Genomic DNA, 22,619 nt, shown 5'->3' with positions numbered 1-22,619 from the left:
CCTCGCAACTCGCTTCTTAATTTAGCATTTATACTGTTGGCAGTTCCGGCAGGCACATACCTGCATTTACCGGATAAACCATGTATTCGCCGTGGTATTTCACAATCGACTTGTAGTCAGTAACTTTATACATCAGCAAACCTTGCTCGTATGCCGCATCCACAAATTCACGAACATCACCACGAATATAGAAAGACAATGGCTTAACCACTTCACCCTGCTCAGATACCGATTCTTTGTACTGTTTGGCACAAACAACCAGTGACGCCTGACCATCAGTATGATGCGTCACCTTACGGTTAACCTCATACTCAGTTGCCACAACCCAGTCTGCCTGCTCCAGTTTTTCGTACAGTGAATGAATCTGGGCAGCCGTAGTCGGTTTCGCTTCATCATTTTCTTCACGCGGAATACCGGCCAGTGTCTGGCGGATATGATCAAACTGCTGTTTCAGTTGGGCATTTTTACCCATACTGCGGGCCTGCTGCTGCCATCCCAGCAAGGTTTTAGCCACACAGTGATGATAACGCTGCTGTTTGATCACTTTCGTTACCCACAGGTTCAGAAAGTTAGTTTCACTTACCGGGTTGCCGGGCGTTTTACCGGACTGCACCGATTCCGCCAGTTCATTCAGTCCGTCCGAGACCAGTTTGTAGATTTCTTGATAAAAGTTAGCCATAGAATTCCTTACGCGTCACGGGACATAAACCAATAGAATCCCGCCGACAGTACTGCGCATGATGCCATAGTCAGAGCCATTGGCCACACTGTTGCATCCGGCATCATTGCCACCATACCACCGACAACGGTTCCCGTGCCAAAGCGCATTGTACCTGCCAGCGACGAAGCTGTCCCCGCCATATGAGGATACTTAGCCAGCAGGCAAGCCATTGTGTTACTGCCAATGATAGAAATGGTTCCGACGAAGAGCATGACAGGGATAACCACGCCCCACAAGCCAAGCTCAAACAACTGACCACAAACCAACCCGATACCGGCGATTAGCTGAACAGTCAGACCAAATCGCAACATCCAGTGTGAACCCATTTTCTTAACCATACGGCCATTAATACTGGTCATCAGGATAAGGCAGACAACATTCAGACCGAACAGCAAACCAAAGTGCTGTGTGCTGACATGGTAGTAATCAATGTATACAAATGAGCCAACAGTGAGGAAAGTAAACATACCGGCAAAAGAGAAGCCACTGCTGAAAATCAAACCAACCGCAACCGGCGTTGTCATCATTCTGGCGTAGTTTCTCAGTGTCGCCCCCAGGTGGAACGGAAGACGCTTCTCTTTCGGCAGGGTTTCCGGAATTTTGCCAAGAACAGCAACAATAATAATGACAGCGAACAGCGCCAGTACCCAGAAAATGGCACGCCAACCAAACCAGATTGACAGGTAACCACCAATCATTGGTGCTGCCAGTGGCGCAACTGTCATTACCAGCGTAATAAACGACATGGTTCGGGCAAACTCCTCACGCTCAAACATGTCCCGCACCAGTGCCTGGATAATCACAGCCGCAGCCGCTCCGGAAAAACCTTGTGCCGCACGAACCCAGGTCAACGCTTCAATACCCTGGCTCATGGCACTCACACAAGCGGCAAAGGCAAACAGAAAAACACCGATAATCAGAATCGGTTTACGACCATAACTGTCCGCTAACGGGCCATGCAAAAGCTGTCCGATGGCAAAGCCGGCGGTATAGGCTGTCAGCGTTGTCTGTACAGCACTTGGTGATACAGCCAAATCCCTTGCAATACTTGGCATGGCAGGAAGATACATATCAATTGCCAAAGGAGTCAGGGCGGCGATCGCGCCGAGGATCAGGATTAATTGCAAGCTTAATTTGGGGCTGTCTTGTGTGGTCATAGATTCTCTGTTACGTCGGTGTTTCGGAGGGAAAAGATTTTTATTGTACGATGAAAATATCAATATGATTCATTCCTGTCAGGAAATGATCTATTTCTACTTTAGGCAACTAATTTAGCCTGCAAATCAATGCAACAATACCTATTAATGCTGGCTTGCAACAATAAAAAAGGCGGTTGTAAAAACCGCCTTAGTCATAATCAATTGCTAATTTAATTTGTTGTTACTTCAGGAACGAAGCTATTTCTTCTTCGCTCAACGGACGGTATTCGCCCGGCTCCAGATCTTCATCCAGCTCTACGCTGCCAATTTGCTCACGATGAAGAGCAACAACCTTATTACCCACAGCCGCAAACATACGCTTAACCTGGTGGTACTTGCCTTCAGAGATCGTAATCAGCGCTTCGCGTTCACCCAAAATCTCCAGCTTCGCCGGACGAGTCAGATCTTTCTCACCACGCAGCTGTACACCTTCTGCAAAAGCAGTTGCGACATCTTCTGTCACAGGATCAGCAAGCTCAACGTAATATACTTTTTCACAAACATGACGCGGTGAGGTAATACGGTGTGACCACTGACCGTCATCAGTCAGCAGAACCAGACCGGTCGTATCGCCATCCAGGCGACCCGCAACGTGAAGTTTCTCCGGGCTAACCTCATCCAGCAACACGAAAACAGTCGGGTTGTAATCATCAACATGGGAACAAACAAAACCCTGTGGCTTGTTCAGCATAAAGTACCTTGGTCCCATAAAGCTCAGCGTGCGACCGTTAAATTCAACGTCACAATCATCTGTCACTTTCAGCGAACCATTTTTTACAATCTCACCGTTAACTTCAATTGCTTTATTTTTTAATAGCTTACCGGCTTCTTTTCGGGTAATCCCTAAAGTGGTACTTAAGAATTTATCAAGCCTCATTACTGGCTCCGCATGGTACAAAAACGCATATCATACCAAGTTTAGTGTTGAGTACCTAGAACCTGAGTCTGCGATAATATTTTTGTAACTGAATTCAACAACTGGGATAAAAATTGCAGCATTATCTACTGAGGAGAACTAAGCTCATTCCCATAGAACATTTCAGACTTTTTGCGGTCTCTAATAATAGACATTTTACAGATTGACTACGTATATACGTGTACAAGCATAGGGTTTCTTCATCCACAAGGATGAAGCTACTAACAACAAAGGTCGTACTATGAAAATCTCTCTTGTTGCGCCAAATTTGTCATCCGTTGACATGCTGCTCAAACTGGTTGAGGAGCTATTTGAATACGAAGTTCTACCCAAGAAAGTTGAACAGACCAACAGCGCTATCCAGCAGCTCATCAATAACCCGGAACTCGGCCAGGCCTGGCTGATTGAAGTAGAACAGGACGATGAAAAAATCATCGCCGGCCATATCATCATCAGTTACAGCTTCAGTCTTGAACATGGTGGCCGTATCGGCTTGATTGATCAGTTCTATCTCAAGCCAGAATGGCGCCAACAAGGTATCGGCACTGAACTGGTGCCTCAAATTGAGTACCAGGTTACCAAGGCAGGTGTCCGTGCCCTTTCGCTTGAAGTTAATATCGGCAACGCCGGAGCCAGAAACTTTTATGAAAAACACGGCTTCATCCCGCGCCGTCAGTTCTGCATGATGACTAAAACCATTCAACAGGAAGAAGTGCCGTTGAACATCGCATCCTGAACCACGACTTCCTGTCTCCACATACCGCTACTTTTGCATATAACTATTTTGCTACGGCCCGCAACCTGCGGGTCTGGCGGAATAACTCAAACAGCAGTACTCAGTGACGGCTATCGCCTTTCGCCGTCACTTTCGGTTAAACTCTTTCCCGGCTATTCACTCAACAGCGTCAATAAATCAATAACTCATGTATACCCTTCGCCCTTACCAGCAAGACAGCGTTAACGCGACCATTCATTATTTCCGCAAACACAGCACACCTGCTGTGCTCACCCTGCCAACTGGTGCCGGTAAAAGCCTGGTCATTGCTGAACTGGCAAGAATTGCCCGTGGCCGGGTTTTAGTGCTTACCCATGTCAAAGAGCTGGTGGAGCAAAACCATCAAAAGTATGAGAGCTATGGTTTAAAAGCATCGATATTTTCAGCCGGGCTGGGTCGTAAAGAAACCGATCAGAAAGTAGTCTTTGCTTCGGTACAATCAATGGTGAACAGCCTTGATCAATTTGCCAATGAGTTCTCACTCTTGGTTATTGATGAGTGCCACCGTGTACCTGATGATGAGAACAGCGCCTACCGCCGGGTGATCAAACATGTGCAGGAAGTGAATTCAGGGATCAAAATCCTTGGCCTGACAGCAACCCCATACCGACTGGGCATGGGCTGGATCTACAAATACCACACCCGCGGACAGGTAAGGACCGAGCAGGACCGTTTTTTCCGTGACTGCATCTTCGAGTTACCTATTCGTTACCTGCTGGATGAAAACTTCCTGACCGAACCCAAAATCATGGATATGGCGGTCATTGGCTATAACTTTTCCAGCCTGAAACCAGCCTCGAATGGCCGATACCGGGAAGCTGATTTAGACAGTGTGATAGAAAAATCCGGCCGTGCTACCCCTATGATCATCGACCAGGTTATTGACTATGCAAAAGATCGCCGGGGGGTAATGATCTTTGCATCGACCGTTAATCATGCTCAGGAAATAATGGGTTACCTTGAGGGAGAGAAAGCGGCTTTAGTCGTCGGCGATACCCCTCTGGATGAACGTGATCGCATCATTGAAGCTTTCAAACGACAAGAAATAAAATACCTGGTCAACGTTTCGGTGCTGACAACTGGCTTCGATGCCCCGCACGTTGATTTAATTGCGATTTTGCGCCCAACAGAATCCATCAGTCTGTATCAACAGATTGTCGGCCGCGGCCTGCGTCTGTATGACGACAAAGAAGACTGCCTGATTCTCGAGTATGCCGGAAACTGTTACGACCTGTACCAACCGGAAGTCGGCGATCCCAAACCCGACAGCGACAGTGAAGTCATCATGGTTCCCTGCCCTGCCTGCGGATTTAAAAACAGCTTCTGGGGCAAACTGGATCCCGCCGGATTCCTGATTGAACACTATGGTCGCCGCTGTCAGGGCTATTTTGAGGATGATGACGGCGAACGAGAAGAATGCGGCTATCGCTTCCGGGCTAAATACTGTGAAGAGTGTGGAGCCGATAATGACATTGCCGCCCGACGCTGCCACATCTGTGATGCCGTAATGGTGGATCCGGACAAAAAGCTACGTGATGCGTTGAAGCTCAAAGACGCAATGATCATGAAGTGTACCGACCTACGTCTGGAGCCGGGAAAAAACAAATTTGGCAAACCACAACTGAAAGTCATCTATATTAGTGATGAAGATTCGGAAATCAGCGAGATCTGGCCGCTATCCACCAAAACCCAGAAAGATAACTTCCTCAAAAAGTTTATTAACCCGCATCTAGTTGATCGCCACCGGCCATTTACAGATACAGCACCAACCAAAGTTGCTAACAATGAACATCGGCTACGTCCGCCAGAAATCATTATTGCCCGCAAGAGCGGTCGTTTCTGGGCTATCAGGGATAAACTGTTCGATCTTGAACAATACAAAAAAGATTGAGCCAACAGAGCAACAATTAAACAACAAGAGGAAATAACAGCTCAATTGCCGGGAATATAAGTACTTAAAGCATTTTGTTATGAATTTACCTTGCCGGAACAGTAATTGGGTGTTAGTATCCGCGCTCGATTTAAGACATTGAGTAAGGTCGCATTACTTAATGTCTCGTTAAACTAACTTAAAGAGTATTTAAGATGAAATTCGAAGCAGTAGTACGTACTGACCTAGGTAAAGGTGCGAGCCGCCGTCTACGTCACGCAAACAAGTTCCCAGCAATCATCTACGGTGGTGAAGAAGCTCCAGTAGCTATCGAACTAAACCACGATGACGTGATCAACCAGATGGACAAGCCTGAGTTCTACGAAGCAATCACTCTAGTGGTTGACGGTAAAGAAGTTAAGGTTAAGCCGCAAGACATCCAGCGTCACGCGTACAAGCCAAAAGTTGACCACATGGACTTCAAACGCATCTAATTGCGAGTTCATAGTCTTCAAAAAAGCGCCCTTGTGGCGCTTTTTTTATATCTGAACAAACTGCTTTCTAAATCCGACTATATCAATCAAAAAGTGACTGCTGACCTATCACATCCTGCTCGTCTTGTGCGGCTGACTGAGAGTCCTGTTGTGATCTCCGCTTCATCCTGAGATAACGCTGACGGCATAAACGGATAATATTTCTCTGTTGGTCTGGCGTCATCTTCTGCCAGTTAAAACGCTCTTCCCTGCTCCGCATACAGCCTTTACAGTAACCACGCTCATTAACCTGACAAACACCAACACACGGGCTCGGAATCGAGAAAAACTCAAGTTGTTCCATACACTCCTCCCGTTATGTTCTATTTAAATAATAATATCAAAGCTCCGGCAGATCCGGTTACGTAACCAAATATAGCGATTTAGTCACTGTTTACTTCTTCTAACTGTTTGATTAACAAACGATATCAATGATTGATTATTCAACCATCTTGCACATCAATGCAGATTTTGATACCGTTTTTCGGCTATCTGGAGTGATAGCTTGAATATTTATCTGCGTTTATTTCCATAAGTGCTTTAAGAAATAACGCTTCACAGGAGGGAACCATGGATTTTTTCGTCCCATCGGCATCAAGTTCTGCGCAAGCTGAATCTGTATTCTCATCAATTGCCAACCACGTCTCTGCTCCATCCCAGTGTCAACGTGTTTATAAACTAGAATGGCAACATGAAGGCCAGACTTGCTATTGCGAGGTGGGTAAAACACTACCAAGCGTTTTCCGCACCGATGAAACAGTGCTGGCAATCTTTGATTGTGGTGATGTCTATAAAGTCTGTACACCTAACCGCGGCGCTATTAAGTTTGATCCGATCCACGCGATCAAATCCGCAGTGACAAATGTCGAGTATTTCGACTGATCAGCATAGATCTCAGGGATCAAAAAAACGCGCACGATAATTTCGTGCGCGTTTTTATTTATCCGTTTCAATGCTAGTTACTAAAACAGCCCCAGCTGAGGAGCCGTGATTTCATCGAAATTTTTGCCGATGAAAGGCAAGATGCCATCAGCGACAGGCTTTAGCTGCTTATCAACATAATGTCCGTAATCAACAGGGCTCTGCAATGCTTCTTTTGGTTCAGGACCATTAAGTGTGATCAAATACTCTATCCAACCACCATTCTGATACTGCAGCGGCCTGCCCAACTTCTGATTTATTTCATCAGCCATTCGTGCGGCACGAACATGTGGCGGTACGTTCTTTTGATACTCAGATAAGTTACGACGTAACCTTTTGCGATAAACGAGTTTATCATCAAACTCACCGGCATTTGCTTTCTCGACATACTGGCGAACATACTCTTCCACATCCTGATCGTGAAAGACTTTATAATACAGCGTCTTCTGGAATTCCTGCGCCAATTGAGTCCAATCAGTTCGTACGGTCTCAAGGCCTTTAAACACGATCTCCTCATTGTCACCGCGTTTCACCAGCCCCGCATAACGCTTCTTACTGCCTGTCTCCTGCCCACGGATCGTCGGCATCAGGAACTTGTGATAGTGAGTTTCGTATTCAAGCTCAAGAGCTGATTCAAGGTTATATTCCTCTTTCAGGTGATCGGTCCACCATTGATTGATATAGGCAGCCAAATCCTGACCTATTTTATCGGCCTCTTTTGAAGAAAAAGCAGCATTCAATGATACAAATGTTGAGTCCGTATCACCGTATATCACCTCATACCCCTTGCTTTCTATCAACTCTCGAGTAGTTTTCATGATTTCATGTCCTCGCATCGTGATTGATGAAGCAAGACGATGATCGAAGAAACGGCAACCAGACGATCCAAGCACGCCATAAAACGAGTTCATGATGATCTTAATCGCCTGAGAGAAGGCTTTTTCACCGTCGCGTTTCGCCTGATCACGAGCAGCCCACAGTTCCTCGATCATTTGGGGTAGAAAATGCTTACTACGATGGAAACGACCGCCACGGAAACCGGCAATCGCCTCTCCATCACCCTTTCCTTCCTGTAGTAACAGCCCTTCCACCAGGCCCATAGGGTCAATACGAAATGAGCGAATAATCGAAGGGTAAAGCGACTTAAAATCCAGAACCAACACTGAGTCATACAAGCCGGGTTTCGAGTCCATGACGTAACCACCTGGACTGGCAATCCAATTTTCGCTGTCGAGGCTTGGGGCCACATAACCGGCACGATGAAGCTGAGGTAGATACAAATTAGTAAATGCGGCGACTGAGCCGCCAACGCGGTCAAGCTCTACCCCGGTCAAGCGACTGCGTTCAATGGCAAAATCAAGCAAGTGGGTGTGAGCAAAAATCCGGGTAACCAGTTTACAATCCTGCAGGTTATAGCGCGCTAGAGAAAGCTTGTCTTTGCGGAACATCTGGTTGATTTCGTCCATTCTGTCATGAACGTTATGGATTTCCTTGCCTTCTCCGAGTAACTCTTGCGATACCGATTCCAGCGACCAGGAACGAAAGTTATAAGTCGCAGTCTTCAGGGTATCAATACCATCAAGCACCACTCGGCCAGGAATGGATATGAAGCCCTGATTCGGATTCTGCGCAGACTGACGCCAGTGCGGCGTCTGCTTACCGCGCCCAATCCGTAATCCCAGCGAGTTCCATTCCGCACGCTTTAATAGCAGACGAAAATCGAAATCGATAACATTCCAGCCAATAATGATGTCAGGATCAAAGCTGATGAACCACGCCTCCAATGCCAGTAGCAAATCTTTTTCTGACGCCACCCACTGGATCCATGTTTCCTGCTCTTCTCCGGCTTTTGGCTCACCAACCATAATGACACGGCTGTCCATATCGCTGTGTAAGCCGACCGAATAAAGCACACCTTTTTCTGAGCACTCAATATCCAATGAGACCACGGACAGCTTAGGAAGGAATTCCGCAGATTTAGCTTTTACCTGTGTAAACTCGCTGTAACCCGCTTTTGGGTGAATGTTACCGTTAAAGGCAATCCCGCCGCGAATAAAGCGCTCCATTAAATAGCGGTCAGCAAGTCGGATATCCGCTTCAAACGCTTCAATCCCCTCTCCACGCAACAACGTTGTCAATTGCAAGCTGTCACGAACTGTCTGACAGTAACAGCCATACATTGGCTTATGTTGAAAATTTTTCAACGTCAGCTGACGCCAAGTAACCGGGATATTTGCTTGTTGCAAGATCTGCACTGCATTTGGGTAGTCACTTTCCGCAACAAAACATACAGGCTTATCTCCCTGCACAACTAAACGGCATGGTCCTTGTTCTGTTTTTACCCAAAGTACAATCTCGGTCTGGCCCCGGACATCCCGGCTTTGTCTGGTCAGGACAAATCCTGTTGACTGTGTCTGCAAAAAAACCTCTGCTTATGTTATCGAGACAAGGCAGCAAATAGCCGCCTAATTAAGTAGCTTAAAAAAGATTAACCAATCTTTCGGTCAATCCTCTCAAATTCAGACACAATCCAACCGCCAAACGACTCAATCATAAACAGAGAGGCTTTTTTCGGCACCTGAGTACGACTGACCAAAATGAACAAGCGCTCGATTTCCTGTTCCCTGTCCGGGTAATATTTCAGAAAGATATCTGCACACTCTTCAATAGACAGTGCCAGCGTCTGTTCACGGTGCATTACCAGTGAAAAACAGCTCCAGAGCATTTTCCTAGCAATATACTCACAGTAATCCAGGTAATTTTTCACCACCTTGGTAGCCATGATTTTCTTTTTGTAATCATCAAGCTCAGTCTTAATATCACCGTTCAGCGCTTTAGCGATATCCCAGCTGGCTTCAAAACAACCAAAGCGTGTTGAAAGGTCATCACCGAAAAGGCGCAGACAACAATGCTTAAGCCAAAAACCCCAGGTAAAAATCGACTCCAGCGACAAAACATCGTCAATCACAGCACTCTTGATTTCCACTGCCGTCACAAACGGGTACCGGGAACTAATGCGCCAACGAATCGAATTCAACACTGACTGCTCTGAGGTATTCAGCGGGCGGTTTAAAATAACGGTCAGATTCAGATCTGACTTACCAGGCTTTGCCTGCCTGCGGGCAACACTGCCTTGAACATAAATACTGTGCAATGTTTTACCCAGCCCGGCTCTGAGCTGCTTTACAGCGTCCAGCAATACGGGCAGGTAGTCTTGTTGAAAAGGCGTTCCACCATCAAGTACGGGCAATGCTCTCGCCACACGTTCTTCCTTCAACTGGTTGTTACATAATCTGTTAATGGCAGGAATTTCCTGCGTTGTCTATTCTAACAACCCTTCCATCACAGAGCTAACTTCATCAGTGATTCAATGAAATTGATTACACGAATCGGATGTTCAAATTTTAAAGACGAAATATATTAATTACTCACTTTTAAAGCCATTATTTCGTCACCCACAAAACAATTAACGCCAATAAAATGACTTGAAAGCTGTTTTATTATTATTTTTTAAATATTTATGTAAATACGGAACAAACTGATATATCCTCTGCACCTTATTTACTATAGCGGTCTTTTTTTGTTCATAATGAAGCATTCTCATACTGCAAAAATTCTACTATTTACTCTTATCCTTGGTCTCATCATCGATATTGCCTGGGTTAAACAAGTAGCCAATAAGAATACGGATAACTCCATCTCTTATTTGGTTGAAAGTATTGAATTCACGCTTGAACAAGTAGAGGCTCAATTAACGCAATTAGATCGTCACAGCTCGCCATGCAGTACTGAAAACAGGCAGAAGCTTGAAGATATTATCTTTAATTCCAGTGTTATTCAGGAAATTACCTATATTGAAAATGATCGCTTTATTTGTAGCGATAGAGACCGCAACAACCAGCAAGTAATTGATAATAAACACCTAAAATTCACTGACAACTCGAGTAATTACATCATTTACCGTGCTACTAGTGAACGCAGAAATGTAGAAGGTATCTTTTTCATGCTGCCTGCAAATAATGGCTGGTACCAAGTACTATTTAATGCTCGCTACATGGATTTCTGGATTGATGAATTAGCAGACCATCATCAGGTTTTTGCTTGTTTTAAAAGTAATAACGATAATACTTTATATAACTGCGATAATAAAAAAGCAGAACATATTGTTTATTCTGCTTCTAAACAATCAACAAAGTACCCTTTCCATGCAGTTGGCGGTTATACCAATCAAATATTCTTTAAAATATGGTTTGAGCAATTCCCATACGCCGCACTTATTATTATCAGCCTTTCATGTATCGTTACTTTAACCGTACATGCGTACTTTAATTGGCGTCATTCGCTTTTAAATGATATTCAGCGTGGAATAGATAGAAAAGAGTTTATTGCTTATTATCAGCCTATCGTCGATGCCAACACCAACCATTGGCATGGTGCAGAGCTGCTGGTCAGGTGGAATCATCCAAAATCGGGGATAATTACACCGGCAGAGTTTATTCCGGCAGCAGAACAGTCAGGTCAGATCAACCAAATCACACTGCAATTGTTAGAGCGTGCGGCTTATGAAAAATCGACGATCAATGAACTTGCGCCCAACAGCTATATTTCCGTCAATGTAACAGCCTCAATGATTACCAATACTGACTATGTGGCATCGTTGATAAACCTGATACAGCAATATCCGGTACTTCAGAATAATGTCGTTTTGGAGTTCACCGAGCGCGAAACCTTTGCCACTGCGGAACTGGGCTTACTGCTATCCGGCATGGAGAGGTTGAGGGAAGTTGGCGTCCGCTGGGCACTGGATGACTTCGGCACTGGCTATGCGGGGCTTTCAACCCTGCAAACCCTGAGTTTCGACATTTTGAAAATCGACCGAACCTTTGTCGCATCATCTGTCACCGATGCGATTACCCACTCGATTCTTGGCAACATCGCTGAAATGGGTCTTGAATTGAACTGTACACTGGTTGCGGAAGGTGTGGAAACAGCCGAAGAAGCTGAGCATGTTGCTCAATTAGGAATCCAGCGATGCCAGGGTTTCTACTACGCACAACCTATGCCCTACACGGATTACTTTGCTGCGTTAAAAAAACGTATAAAAACAAGCAATACCCGTTTATCAGAACTTAATGAAAATCTTGGTATTCCACTATAACCATGATAATTTCTCGTTTTCTTTTATTTCGAATAAGAGCGTGATTTATGCCTAAAGCAAGTGAGATTAAAAAAGGCGCAGCTGTCGAATACAACGGCAAGCTACTTCTTGTAAAAGATATTGACGTACAGAGCCCTAGCGCCCGTGGTGCATCAACGCTGTACAAAATGCGCTTTACTGACGTGGCAACCGGCCTGAAAGTTGAAGAACGCTTTAAAGGCGACGACATTCTGACCGCAGTTGACCTATCACGCCGCCCTTCTACTTTCTCTTATATTGATGGCGACGAATACATCTTCATGGACAGTGAAGATTACACTCAGTACAGCTTCAACAAGAGCGACATCGAAGATGAGCTGCTTTTCATTACTGAAGATATTCAGGGTTTACTTGTACTGACTGCTGACGAAAAAGCTATCGGCCTGGAACTTCCTGCTTCTGTTGAAATGGTTATCGAAGAAACTGATCCGTCAATCAAAGGTGCTTCAGCTTCTGCCCGTACCAAACCGGCTCGCTTTGCAACCGGCCTGACTGTTCAGGTACCTGAGTACATCTCAACCGGCGAAAAAGTGAAGATCAACGTTCAGGAACGCCGCTTTATGAGCCGCGCAGACTAATCGTCAGATTTGCCGAAGAAGGGATACATTTCTTTGTATCCCTTTTTAATATCCCCCATTAATTCCGTACCCCCCCCCCCCTCATTCCAATCATTACCAATTTTCCCCTTCGCTGGTTATAATACCCCTTCACTCAACATCAGAGATTTAAGCTATACATGGAAACATCAAACCTGATTTCTTACGATGACGTTATTGACGCGGCATACGACATTTTTCTGGAAATGGCACAAGACAGCCTGGAGCCTGCAGACGTCATTATTTTTACTGCACAATTTGAAGATCGCGGCGCAGCAGAAATTGTCGAGACAAAAGACGACTGGGCTGGTCATGTAGGTTTTGATGTAGACAAAGAAGTTTATGCCGAAGTACGCATCGGTCTTGTTAATGAAGAAAATGATGAACTGGATGATGTGTTTGCCCGCATGCTGGTGAGCCGCGATCCAGAACACAAATTCTGCCACATTCTGTGGAAGCGCGACTAAGCCCGCCCATATAAGTGGCTTTAAACGCAAAAAGGCGGAGCAAAATGCTCCGCCTTTCTGTATCCAGCTCTAACGCAATCTATACCAGAACCGGTGTATCCTGACGCTGGCTTCTGCGAACCCACAGCAGGCTCAATACAACCAGAATAGCCATTACTGTCATCACCACACCAAGACTGTACTGATCTTCTGCTCGCATCAGCGATGCTGCCAAAGTTGCCAGACCTGCACCTAGGTTCTGGAGACCACCAAGAACAGCTCCGGCAGTTCCTGCATGCTGCGGGAATGGTTGAATCGCAGCTGTTGTTGCCGCCGGGAATAGAATACCAGCACCAATGAAGTAGATAAAAGCACCGCCAATCAATGAGCTGACAGTCACTTCACCGGCTAACCCCGGGATAAAAATGGTCAGCGCACCTACAGTCAGAGCCAGTACACCCAGAAACAGCACACGACCATTACCCCACTGCTTAACCAGTGCTGAAGACAACCATGAACCCGCCAGATACCCCGGTAGCGGCAAAATAAACAACCAGCTTACGGTTGTAGGATCAAGTGCCAGAACACTGCCCAACAGCACGCCTGCGGCAGCTTCAAATACTGCAATTCCGGCAAATGTCGCAATCAGGCAAAGAACATATCCCTGAAAACGGCGGTTACCCAGCACATAGGCGTAACTTACCCATACGCGCTCATAGCGACGGCGCTCAACTGGCAGCGTTTCTGTAAACATCAGCATCATGGCGACAGTCACTAACGCTCCGAATACCAACAGGAACAGATAGCTTGCGTGCCAATTAAACGTAGCCGACAAGTATCCGCCCATTACAGGAGCAAGCAACGGTGAAAAAATCACGCCCATGCTGACCAAGCTGTTTGCACGGTGAAGTTCTGCACCATCATAGCAATCGCGTGTCACTGTTCGACACATAGCACCGCTGCAGCCTGTTCCCAGCCCCTGCACAAAACTGGCTACCAGAAACCACTCAAACGACGGTGCAAGTAAAGCAGCTACTGTACCCAGCAGGAAGATCACCATACCAATCATGATTACCGGACGACGACCAATGCGATCAGACACCGGGCCATAAACAAACTGTGATAATCCATACGGGATCAGGTAAGCCGCCATTACCGCCTGCAGGTAAGAAGACTTAACTGCAAAATACTCCGACATAACCGGAATTGATGGCACATACATCGTCTGCGTCATTTGCCCAACCGCAGCAAGAATGATTACTAAAAATAACAGCTTTGCCATACCAGCAGTAGAAGATTGCTTAATCACAACCTACTCCTTAATCACAGAATAAAATAATGAAAACTTACCATATATTGAGAATAAATACCCAGACACAGAACATTCCTCTAAGCCAGAGAGATGTCATGATGTTATGTAAGGGTATTATAAGAAAATCAGGTTCAACCACTATGTGGTGTGCGGAGATAGTAATCTTGAAGATATGCTTAAGCAAGAAATGAATGTGATTGTAAGCACGAATTTTTGTCATGATTTGCATTAGTTAATCTAATGCATTTTTGTTTATTATCAATTAACCGCAAGGCATACCAAATATGTCGTTAAGTCACCACTACAGACGGTGACGATAACCGGGATTCAATCGCCTCAATGCAAAGCCTGACCAGCAACGGCGTCGAATGATTAAAGGCATGTGTCGCATAAACAGGATTCGGTGACAAATAGCTCCCCGGAATGACTTCTGTTAAGGCCCCGGCTTCCTCCCGCTGGTGAAAGATGAATTCCGGAACTATCCCTAATCCAGCGCCAGTCTCAATCAAAGCCACTGTCGTTGGCAGTGAATCAGCAAAACGAGTCGGATGCAGCATAAGTGTTACCGGATCATTCTGAGTCGAATAATGGAGATGGTGGATAACATATTTCCCCTGCCAGGCATTCGCCACATAATCACAAACACTGAGATCTTCCGACAGATTTTCAGAAAAAGAAAACTCATCCTCAAATTGACTCAGGTATTCCGGTGCTGCACACAGCACATCCCTGAACTGCCCGATGCGTCGCTGCCGATAACTGCTGGATACAGAGTCACCGACACGAATCGCCAGGTCTATACCATGTTCAATAATGTCTAGCCGCCCATCTTCGGCAACAAGATGAGGAATGATCGCAGGATAAACAGAAACCAATTCGCCGATAGCCGGAGCAACAATACTGCCCATCAAAGCATGAGGGGCGGTAATGGTGACAGAACCGGTCGGTGTAAGCTGGCTTTCTCTCGCGCCTTCCCATGCTTCCTGAGCCAGCTGATTCATTTGCTGACATTTTTCATAAAATGCCGCTCCAGCCGGAGTCAGAGTTTGCCTCCTGGTTGTCCGGTTCAGAAGCATAATCCCCAGCTCCTGTTCAAGCACTTTCAAGTGTTGGCTGATCACAGACTTTGACAAGCTCAGTTCTTCTGCGGCAGCACTGATAGAGCCCTGCTCGACAACTTTAGCAAACACAGCCATATGACGGAGATAATTCATCGCATTGTTCGATTTTGTTAAACAGTATTTACATAATAATCTGTTTTTCACGACTAATGTGTTTTTTATCCTTACACCATCCCAAGCAATCGCATACTTCAAAAGGATGGATACAATGACAACTCAAATACCAGAATCATTCAAAAACGGCATCAACCAATGGAAAAAAGCCTTTAATCAACAGGATGCGGCTGGTTGCGCCGAACAATATAAAGAAAATGCAGTAATGCATGCACGGCCTTTTGGAACCTTTCGGGGAACAGAAGAAATCCGCGCATTCTGGCAGCAAATTATCGATTCAGGCTACCAGGACGTTGAATATCAAGATACAAGTTGGGAACAAATAGACGGGAACTGTTTTATTCTTCGCTCAGCATGGACGATGAACAAAGCATTTGGTGTCGTTCATGAAGAACACTGGGAACGTCAACCTGATGGCTCTGTAAAGTTAACTTATGATGACTTTGAAGTGCTGGGTGAACGTTAAATCTAATATTCATAAAAAACCCCGCGAATGCGGGGTCTTGTAATGATTGTTCGAAGATTAATCGAAGTTAAATCTGTGCTTACCGTGGCTAGCTTTGGTTCTCAGGTAACTTTCATTACCATCTTTGATATAAGCCTTAGTACCCACAACTTCAGCAATGGTGATCCCCAGAGCTTCCAGCTCATTGATCTTCTTCGGATTGTTCGTGATCAGGCGGATCTCTTTCAGGCCAAGTGCTTTTAGCATCAAAGCAGCTTCGGTGAAATCACGTAAATCGTCACCAAATCCAAGGTGATTATTGGCTTCATACGTATTCATGCCCTGGCTTTGCAGCTCATAAGCATCAATTTTATTGTACAGACCGATACCTCGCCCTTCCTGACGAAGGTAAAGCAAGACACCGCCCTGCGCGCCCATGCGGTTAATCGTCTCATCCAACTGCTCACCACAGTCGCAACGGGATGAATGGAATACATCCCCAGTCAGACACTCTGAATGCATTCGAACCAGTGGCGGCTCTGAATTTTTGTCTGCGCCTTTAAAAACCAGAGCGACATGCTCTTTGCCAGATTCAAGGCCGTTAAATGAAAGTAACTCGGCTGGTATATCGCTATTTAAGCCAACTTTAAAAGGCACTCTCGCCCTTACATTTACCATGATGTTCCTAAGTATTTCTTCATTACTCGTATGGGAGTCAATCAGCACTCTTACCTGGTTTCAAACCAGAGATTGTTCAGCTTTTCAGCCACATTCCCATAAAAGCAAATTTACTCCACATAACACCCAACCATCATAAGACTTTGATTTTAAAGAATTTGATTGAGAATTGAGCATTCCTCTTTTATTGCTTAGATGATATCTAAAATTATTACACTAAAACAGCACAACATCACTTAACACTGATTTTGAGTTCAACACTACAATGCAGATTCGTTTTAGCCAGCAATATAATTGTTATATTATAACAATTATACCTTTTTCACATTATGCACTCTGTCACATTATCTAAGTGACTGGTTTACCGAGTAATAACGTTCAAGTTTGGGGTGGAGAAAACAACAGGCAGACAGCAGGGTGAAAATAATAACACCGCCCATTATCAGAGCCATTCGCATCCAGTCATCCCCCATCATCAAGCGCATCTCCAACATCTGATATGTGATTTGCATCCAGGTGACGGCAATGACTCCCAAACAAAACTGAACGAACCGGACAATCAACAACCGACGTAACAACAGAATCGAAGGGGAAACAAGCAACAATAGGAAAACAGTCATATTGCCGAACCTCAGATAATGCGCCCCCAGCAACCAAAAGCTCAGCACCACCGGCAACAGCAAAACAAGGTTGGGTAAATATCCTTTGTCTGTATTCATATATCGCCCTGCTAAAGGTTATAAGTTGCACTATATATACAACTTATAAAGAACAAAAGCCAGAACAGGTTATCCCTGCACTGGCTTTTGAAAAGCTACCTGCCAGCAAGGTTAATGCTGACGCACTTGGTTTTCACTATATACGGAAGAAAGCAATAACTTTGTTCAGAGCTTCAGTCTGTTCCAGCTGATTATTAATCTGAGTCTGGATTTTGCTCAGGCCCGCAGCATTCTCATCAGCAATTGCCTTGATTTGAAGAATGTTCGTGTTGATGTTTTCAGCAACAACAGACTGCTCCTTGGCACCAACTGACACTTGAGTGTTCATATCAGTAATAACCGAAATCGCATCAACAATATTTTTGTAAGCATCGCCCGAACGGCGGGACAACACCTGAACTTTATCGCTTTGTTCTGTTGACGTGTTCACAACCTCTACGACATCAGAAGCACCTGCCTGAATGGCCTCGATAATGACAGTGATGTCTTCGATAGAATCCTGTGTTTTTTGTGCAAGGCTTCGTACTTCATCTGCAACAACCGCAAATCCACGTCCTTGCTCCCCAGCACGTGCCGCTTCAATCGCCGCATTCAACGCCAGCAAGTTGGTTTGATCAGCAATACCACGAATAACGCCAAGGATATTGCCAATATTATTGGTATCTTCATTCAGTTTATTAACGACATTTGAAGCCCTGAGCATGGCATCGGACAAGGCATTCATTGCATCACTGGTATTTTGAACAACTTCATTACCAGTGCTTGCTGCATCAGTTGCATGATCACTCTGCTCGGACGCCTGATCTGCATTAGCTGAAATTTGCGTTGCAGCTACAGTCATTTCATTAATTGCAGTAGCAATATTCTCTGTTTCAGTCTGCTGCAATTGCACCGACTGAGTTGACCCGGTTACGGAGCCCTCAATTGCATTGCTTGAATCAGCCAAAACAGCTGAAAGATTCTTAACCTGTCCAATAATGTCACGTAGTGAGTCTGATGACTGATTTAACGCCTGATTCAAAGTGGTAAATTCATCATTGCCTTTAAGATCAATATGATGTGTCAGATTGCCCTGAGCAATCTGCTGAGCAAAACCAACCGACTGAGACAATGGCTGCATGATTGAACGCACAAGCCAGATACTCAAACCAGCACTAAGCACTACAGAAAACATAATTGCAGCATAAGTCATCATTTCCAGACGAGACTGTACTGATTTTGCCACGCTCAGTTCATTTTTAACTAACGCGTAAACCTGTTCTGAGGCTCTGTTTGCATTATCCAGAATATGCTGGCTGGTTGCTTTTATCGTTGTTACATCATTCACCGTTGCAGAAAAGAGCATACGATATGTATCAAACTGACTATCAAGCACCTTTAAATATTGTTGTGTTTCAGCGGACAACATTATTTTCTGAAGTTCAAGAATATGCGACTGAAGGTTATCAATTTTATTATTTATTTCTTCAGCTTTTGTTTTTGTCGGATGTTCGTTATACATCCAAATATCAACACGAAGTTCATTAAACTTATCTTTTAATGACTTCGCTTCACGATACCGACCAAATTCCGCAAAATCACTCTGGTTAGCCGTATAATACGTTTCTATCGACAACAAAACATTATCAATCGTATTAGAGAAGTTTGTTGCCGCAATCAGGAAATCATTTCGAACCTTAATTGTATTGTCTTTTGCTTTTACAAAGTTGGTAAAACTATTATTAAACAATTGAATTGAATCAATAATACCATCTACCTTATGGCGATTTTCTTCAACCTCCATCATCTGCTTGGTTTCTTCAAGGGCTTCAAGCGCAGACTGAACCGAACGGCTTACATTGTCTCGAAACTCCAGCTTTTCCTGCACCATATAGTCAGCCTGAGCCAAACGAGCCAGAAACAGCTTAGTATCAGCCTCCTTCAACCCCAGAACAATGGTGGTTTGCAGTTCCTGTTTTTCCATATTCCGGTTCGAAATCAAACCAAGAAATAAAATGACCACGGCTAAAGAAATTAGCGCACCATATAACTTTTGTTTCACTGTAAAGTTGAGCATAAATAAATTTACTTTGCTTTATTAATGAATCCAACAACTCAATAAGCTAATGCAACTGTTTTAAAACAAATGAATTCAAACGCAAAATAGATAATAAAAGGTGGGTTCTGCACAGATAATCAGGCAGCGCGTTGATTCAAAGAAATATAAAACGACACACTCAAACAACTTGAGTCACATAAATCATATCCACATAATTGCAAGCAGCTATTTATAGAAAGGACATGTATAGGGGTAGTCTAACGACCTTAATAATGTTTCCTAAAGCATATCTACGCTTTTTTTCGCTAATAAATTAAAAAAGTCCTGAAATCGTAATTTATTATTAGTAATTAATAAGACTATTTCTTAGTTTTGGGTATTCGTACAGGTTTTGATAAATCATTAAGGGCGGCTTCTCGCCATCTAGTCGCTAATCTTTCTCGATCAGGCAAAAGTACAGGTTTCCCACCAATCTCCCCTAACGAGACAAGTCTTGCACGCTGAGTTAGCTTCCCAATGCCTATGTTCAACTCAGATAGCAACCAGATCGGGTGCGGATTTAAGCAACCACACCTTTTTTACTCAACTTCATTTGTTATTTCTAAAAAAAACTCTAAAATTGCACGGTTTACTATTTCTGGCCTGATCGTGAGCAAAGGTCTCAGGGCGGATTTTTTGATAAGTCATACAGCATAAATCGCTGTGGTTGGCAGTTAAAGGATACAAGATGATTCAAGTAGTAGGGCACAAAAACCCTGATAGTGATAGCATTTGCGCAGCACTTGTTTGTGCTGAACTTCTAAAAGCACGTGGCCTGGAAGCAAAGGCTGTACGTCAAGGTGAACTAAACCGTGAAACTCAGCACATCCTGGCTCAGGCTGATGTTGAACAACCAGAAATGTGCACTGGCGTTGCTGGTCAAAACATCTGGCTGGTAGATTTCTCTGATCTGGCTCAGGGTCCTGATGACATCGCTGATGCTGAAATCGCAGGTATTGTTGACCACCACCGTCTGGGTGACGTAACCACTACTAACCCGCTTGAAGCATGGATCTGGCCTGTAGGTTGTACTTGTACAATCCTGTTCAACCTGTTCAAGATGGAAAATGCAGAAATCACTCGCCCTCTTGCGATTCTGATGATGTCTGCAATCCTGAGTGACACTGTTGGTTTCGCATCACCAACTTGCACACAGAAAGATAAAGACGCAGTAGCAGAGCTGGCTAAGATTGCTGACGTTCAGGATCTGGATGCATTCATCAAAGATCTGCTGATCGCTAAAACTGACATCGCTGGCCTGAGCGCTTCTGAGCTGGTTGAAAAAGACCTAAAAGCATACCCATTCAACGACCGTAACGTTGTTGTTGGTCAGATCGAACTTGCTACTCTGGAGCAGGTTGACGGTATGATCGAAGATCTAAACGCTGATCTTCAACGTCGTTGTGACGAAGAAGGCCTGGCAATGGCTGCACTGATGCTAACTGACATCACAACAAGCACTACCCGCCTGCTTTACAAAGGTGAGTGGAACGCAACGCTTGATCAGCACGCAGACAACGGCGTACTGATGATGGAAAACACGCTAAGCCGTAAGAAACAAGGCTGGCCGTGGCTACAGAAGGTACTTGCGTAATTTATTCACGCTAAGTTACTCAAAAAAACGCCAGCTTCTTAGCTGGCGTTTTTTATATCTCCGACAATTCAAATTCTTCGTCGCAGTTGTTTCAGCGCGGTAATTTCATTCAATGTTTCAGAAAAATGCTCCACGAAATGTCGTCCCACCAGCTTACCTTCGCGATAATCAACCTCTAGGTCGTCCTTATCACTCAATAGCGCCCTACTCTTCAATGGTCGCTCCGGCGTTATCTGAATCACTTTGAGCCCTTCAGGCGGATCCAGCAGGAACTGGCTCATTTCATCGTAGGTTTTATAGTAACGATTGAGCATCTCAAGTATTTCAGCACTCTTACCTTTCCCAGCTATGGACAAGAAACGTTCAATATTATCAGCAGACAGTAAACGCCAGTTACTACCTCTAGACTGCTCAATAGTTTTGGCAATACTATCCGCCTTATCGTCCAGTGGTTCCGTTTTGACTTTCTGCTCCTGACGAACCAGCTTCCACTGTTCAAAACGCTGTGTTAAATCATCACGAATAGACTTCACCTTATCAAGCGACTGATTCAGGCTAAGCCGATCGATATAATCAGGAAGTGCCGTTTCTATTTTTTCACGCCAATCATTAAAAACGCTGCTTTCATCTGTCAGGCCAGTGACAGGCTCTGTTCTGACCACCACCACTAAATCAGCACCACGAAGCCAAGCCTCCCTGACCGGAACAGCTGCGCTCACACCACCGTCAACCCACTCAAGATCACGCAAATTAACCGGCTGGTTATAAATCACTGGAATAGCGCAAGATGCACGAAGTACATCACGCCAGTCACTTTGGTACATTGGCAGATAAATGTCCTGAAGGTTATCTTTTCGGGTTGCGCAGGCAAGCGCGGTTCTGTGCTGTAAAACTGTCTTTGCCGTAGAAATATCGAGAGGTAAGGAGCCACCGGACGCAACACATTCCAACGCCCAGTCAAGGTTCATTGGTTTCTGTTTGCTAAGGTACTTGTAGAGATTAAAAAACTCATTCTCTGTAGTGTAATTGACAATGAAGTTGTATCCGAACTGATGTTGCCGGCTAATAAAGGATGAGAGGTTCAGCGCACCGGCTGAAGTACCGATATAAAGTTCAAACGGGTCGAACCCCGCTTCAAGAAAAGCGTCGAAAACGCCAGCAGTAAATATCCCGCGCTGTCCCCCACCCTGTACAACCAAAGCGATCCTCAGCTTGTTTGCACCCAACAAACGTGTTGAGAATGCGTTAACATGCTGTAAATCCAATTCATTTAAACTAAACGGCAGATGATTCTGCATATTCTACTCGCAACAAAGAATCCGAAAATTCACTGTCGACAGCATACCATCCTTAGCCTGCACATATCAGAACGAAAACTGAATAAA

21 protein-coding genes are annotated in these 22,619 nt (G+C 44.7%); 9 read left to right on the top strand and 12 right to left on the bottom strand.

Annotation, left to right across the window (positions count from 1 at the left end; translation table 11 throughout):
• Positions 1-28: 28 nt before the first annotated feature.
• From AACQ93_RS07415 to rsuA, 3 genes are all read right to left on the bottom strand, one after another.
• Complete coding sequence (locus AACQ93_RS07415) at positions 29-679, bottom strand: DUF2913 family protein (protein ID WP_064603428.1); 651 nt, start codon at positions 677-679, stop codon at positions 29-31.
• Positions 680-687: 8 nt separating this feature from the next.
• On the bottom strand, positions 688-1,878 hold the full coding sequence (locus AACQ93_RS07410; RefSeq protein WP_007461220.1) for a Bcr/CflA family multidrug efflux MFS transporter: 1,191 nt from the start codon (positions 1,876-1,878) through the stop codon (positions 688-690).
• A gap of 223 nt (positions 1,879-2,101) precedes the next feature.
• On the bottom strand, positions 2,102-2,797 hold the full coding sequence (gene rsuA / locus AACQ93_RS07405) for a 16S rRNA pseudouridine(516) synthase RsuA (RefSeq protein ID WP_064603425.1): 696 nt from the start codon (positions 2,795-2,797) through the stop codon (positions 2,102-2,104).
• A 280-nt stretch (positions 2,798-3,077) separates the two neighbouring features.
• On the opposite strand from rsuA, the gene AACQ93_RS07400 reads away from it, so the two are divergent.
• The 3 genes from AACQ93_RS07400 to rplY all read left to right on the top strand — a co-directional run bounded on the left by AACQ93_RS07400 (position 3,078) and on the right by rplY (position 5,975).
• Complete coding sequence (locus AACQ93_RS07400) at positions 3,078-3,572, top strand: GNAT family N-acetyltransferase (protein WP_064603422.1); 495 nt, start codon at positions 3,078-3,080, stop codon at positions 3,570-3,572.
• Between the two features lie 187 nt (positions 3,573-3,759).
• Positions 3,760-5,502, top strand: a complete 1,743-nt coding sequence (locus AACQ93_RS07395; RefSeq protein WP_064603419.1) for a DEAD/DEAH box helicase — start codon at positions 3,760-3,762, stop codon at positions 5,500-5,502.
• A gap of 194 nt (positions 5,503-5,696) precedes the next feature.
• The gene (rplY, locus tag AACQ93_RS07390) at positions 5,697-5,975 is read left to right on the top strand and encodes a 50S ribosomal protein L25 (RefSeq protein ID WP_064603416.1); all 279 of its coding nucleotides are present in this window, start codon (positions 5,697-5,699) and stop codon (positions 5,973-5,975) included.
• A gap of 82 nt (positions 5,976-6,057) precedes the next feature.
• On the opposite strand, the gene AACQ93_RS07385 is transcribed toward rplY, so the two are convergent.
• Positions 6,058-6,318 carry a DUF1289 domain-containing protein gene (locus tag AACQ93_RS07385; RefSeq protein WP_064603413.1) on the bottom strand — a complete coding sequence of 87 codons (261 nt, stop codon included), beginning with the start codon at positions 6,316-6,318 and terminating at the stop codon, positions 6,058-6,060.
• A 266-nt stretch (positions 6,319-6,584) separates the two neighbouring features.
• Here AACQ93_RS07385 and AACQ93_RS07380 point away from each other — a divergent pair, with 266 nt between their 5' ends.
• The gene (locus AACQ93_RS07380) at positions 6,585-6,896 is read left to right on the top strand and encodes a hypothetical protein (RefSeq protein WP_064603410.1); all 312 of its coding nucleotides are present in this window, start codon (positions 6,585-6,587) and stop codon (positions 6,894-6,896) included.
• An 80-nt stretch (positions 6,897-6,976) separates the two neighbouring features.
• Here AACQ93_RS07380 and AACQ93_RS07375 read toward each other — a convergent pair whose 3' ends face one another.
• Both AACQ93_RS07375 and AACQ93_RS07370 read right to left on the bottom strand, forming a co-directional pair.
• Positions 6,977-9,355, bottom strand: a complete 2,379-nt coding sequence (locus AACQ93_RS07375) for a DNA polymerase II (protein WP_064603398.1) — start codon at positions 9,353-9,355, stop codon at positions 6,977-6,979.
• A 68-nt stretch (positions 9,356-9,423) separates the two neighbouring features.
• A complete protein-coding gene (locus tag AACQ93_RS07370; RefSeq protein WP_064603388.1) occupies positions 9,424-10,197 on the bottom strand; it encodes a hypothetical protein in 774 nt (257 codons plus the stop codon).
• Between the two features lie 327 nt (positions 10,198-10,524).
• Here AACQ93_RS07370 and AACQ93_RS07365 point away from each other — a divergent pair, with 327 nt between their 5' ends.
• From AACQ93_RS07365 to AACQ93_RS07355, 3 genes are all read left to right on the top strand, one after another.
• Complete coding sequence (locus AACQ93_RS07365) at positions 10,525-12,093, top strand: EAL domain-containing protein (protein WP_064603385.1); 1,569 nt, start codon at positions 10,525-10,527, stop codon at positions 12,091-12,093.
• Between the two features lie 47 nt (positions 12,094-12,140).
• Positions 12,141-12,710 carry an elongation factor P-like protein EfpL gene (gene efpL / locus AACQ93_RS07360; RefSeq protein ID WP_007461200.1) on the top strand — a complete coding sequence of 190 codons (570 nt, stop codon included), beginning with the start codon at positions 12,141-12,143 and terminating at the stop codon, positions 12,708-12,710.
• Positions 12,711-12,868: 158 nt separating this feature from the next.
• Entirely contained in the window at positions 12,869-13,195 is a 327-nt protein-coding gene (locus AACQ93_RS07355) for an HI1450 family dsDNA-mimic protein (protein WP_007461199.1), read from the top strand.
• A gap of 79 nt (positions 13,196-13,274) precedes the next feature.
• On the opposite strand, the gene emrD is transcribed toward AACQ93_RS07355, so the two are convergent.
• Both emrD and AACQ93_RS07345 read right to left on the bottom strand, forming a co-directional pair.
• Complete coding sequence (gene emrD, locus AACQ93_RS07350; RefSeq protein WP_084419029.1) at positions 13,275-14,483, bottom strand: multidrug efflux MFS transporter EmrD; 1,209 nt, start codon at positions 14,481-14,483, stop codon at positions 13,275-13,277.
• A gap of 293 nt (positions 14,484-14,776) precedes the next feature.
• Positions 14,777-15,700, bottom strand: a complete 924-nt coding sequence (locus tag AACQ93_RS07345) for a LysR family transcriptional regulator (protein WP_064603383.1) — start codon at positions 15,698-15,700, stop codon at positions 14,777-14,779.
• Between the two features lie 115 nt (positions 15,701-15,815).
• On the opposite strand from AACQ93_RS07345, the gene AACQ93_RS07340 reads away from it, so the two are divergent.
• The gene (locus AACQ93_RS07340; protein WP_064603380.1) at positions 15,816-16,187 is read left to right on the top strand and encodes a YybH family protein; all 372 of its coding nucleotides are present in this window, start codon (positions 15,816-15,818) and stop codon (positions 16,185-16,187) included.
• 57 nt (positions 16,188-16,244) lie between these two features.
• Here AACQ93_RS07340 and AACQ93_RS07335 read toward each other — a convergent pair whose 3' ends face one another.
• The 3 genes from AACQ93_RS07335 to AACQ93_RS07325 form a co-directional block, all read right to left on the bottom strand.
• The gene (locus AACQ93_RS07335) at positions 16,245-16,844 is read right to left on the bottom strand and encodes a GTP cyclohydrolase II (protein ID WP_007461191.1); all 600 of its coding nucleotides are present in this window, start codon (positions 16,842-16,844) and stop codon (positions 16,245-16,247) included.
• A gap of 344 nt (positions 16,845-17,188) precedes the next feature.
• On the bottom strand, positions 17,189-17,563 hold the full coding sequence (locus AACQ93_RS07330; RefSeq protein WP_064603378.1) for a hypothetical protein: 375 nt from the start codon (positions 17,561-17,563) through the stop codon (positions 17,189-17,191).
• A 136-nt stretch (positions 17,564-17,699) separates the two neighbouring features.
• The gene (locus tag AACQ93_RS07325) at positions 17,700-19,526 is read right to left on the bottom strand and encodes a methyl-accepting chemotaxis protein (RefSeq protein ID WP_198160103.1); all 1,827 of its coding nucleotides are present in this window, start codon (positions 19,524-19,526) and stop codon (positions 17,700-17,702) included.
• Positions 19,527-20,328: 802 nt separating this feature from the next.
• On the opposite strand from AACQ93_RS07325, the gene AACQ93_RS07320 reads away from it, so the two are divergent.
• Positions 20,329-21,234: a manganese-dependent inorganic pyrophosphatase gene (locus AACQ93_RS07320; RefSeq protein WP_064603372.1), complete on the top strand. Its 906-nt coding sequence runs from the start codon at positions 20,329-20,331 to the stop codon at positions 21,232-21,234.
• Between the two features lie 68 nt (positions 21,235-21,302).
• On the opposite strand, the gene AACQ93_RS07315 is transcribed toward AACQ93_RS07320, so the two are convergent.
• Complete coding sequence (locus AACQ93_RS07315) at positions 21,303-22,532, bottom strand: patatin-like phospholipase family protein (protein ID WP_064603369.1); 1,230 nt, start codon at positions 22,530-22,532, stop codon at positions 21,303-21,305.
• Between the last annotated feature and the right edge of the window lie 87 nt (positions 22,533-22,619).

The sequence above is a fragment of the Photobacterium sp. J15 genome, from assembly GCF_963870815.1.
Classification (GTDB): Bacteria; Pseudomonadota; Gammaproteobacteria; order Enterobacterales; family Vibrionaceae; genus Photobacterium; species Photobacterium marinum.
This window is presented reverse-complemented; position numbering and strand designations above follow the sequence as displayed.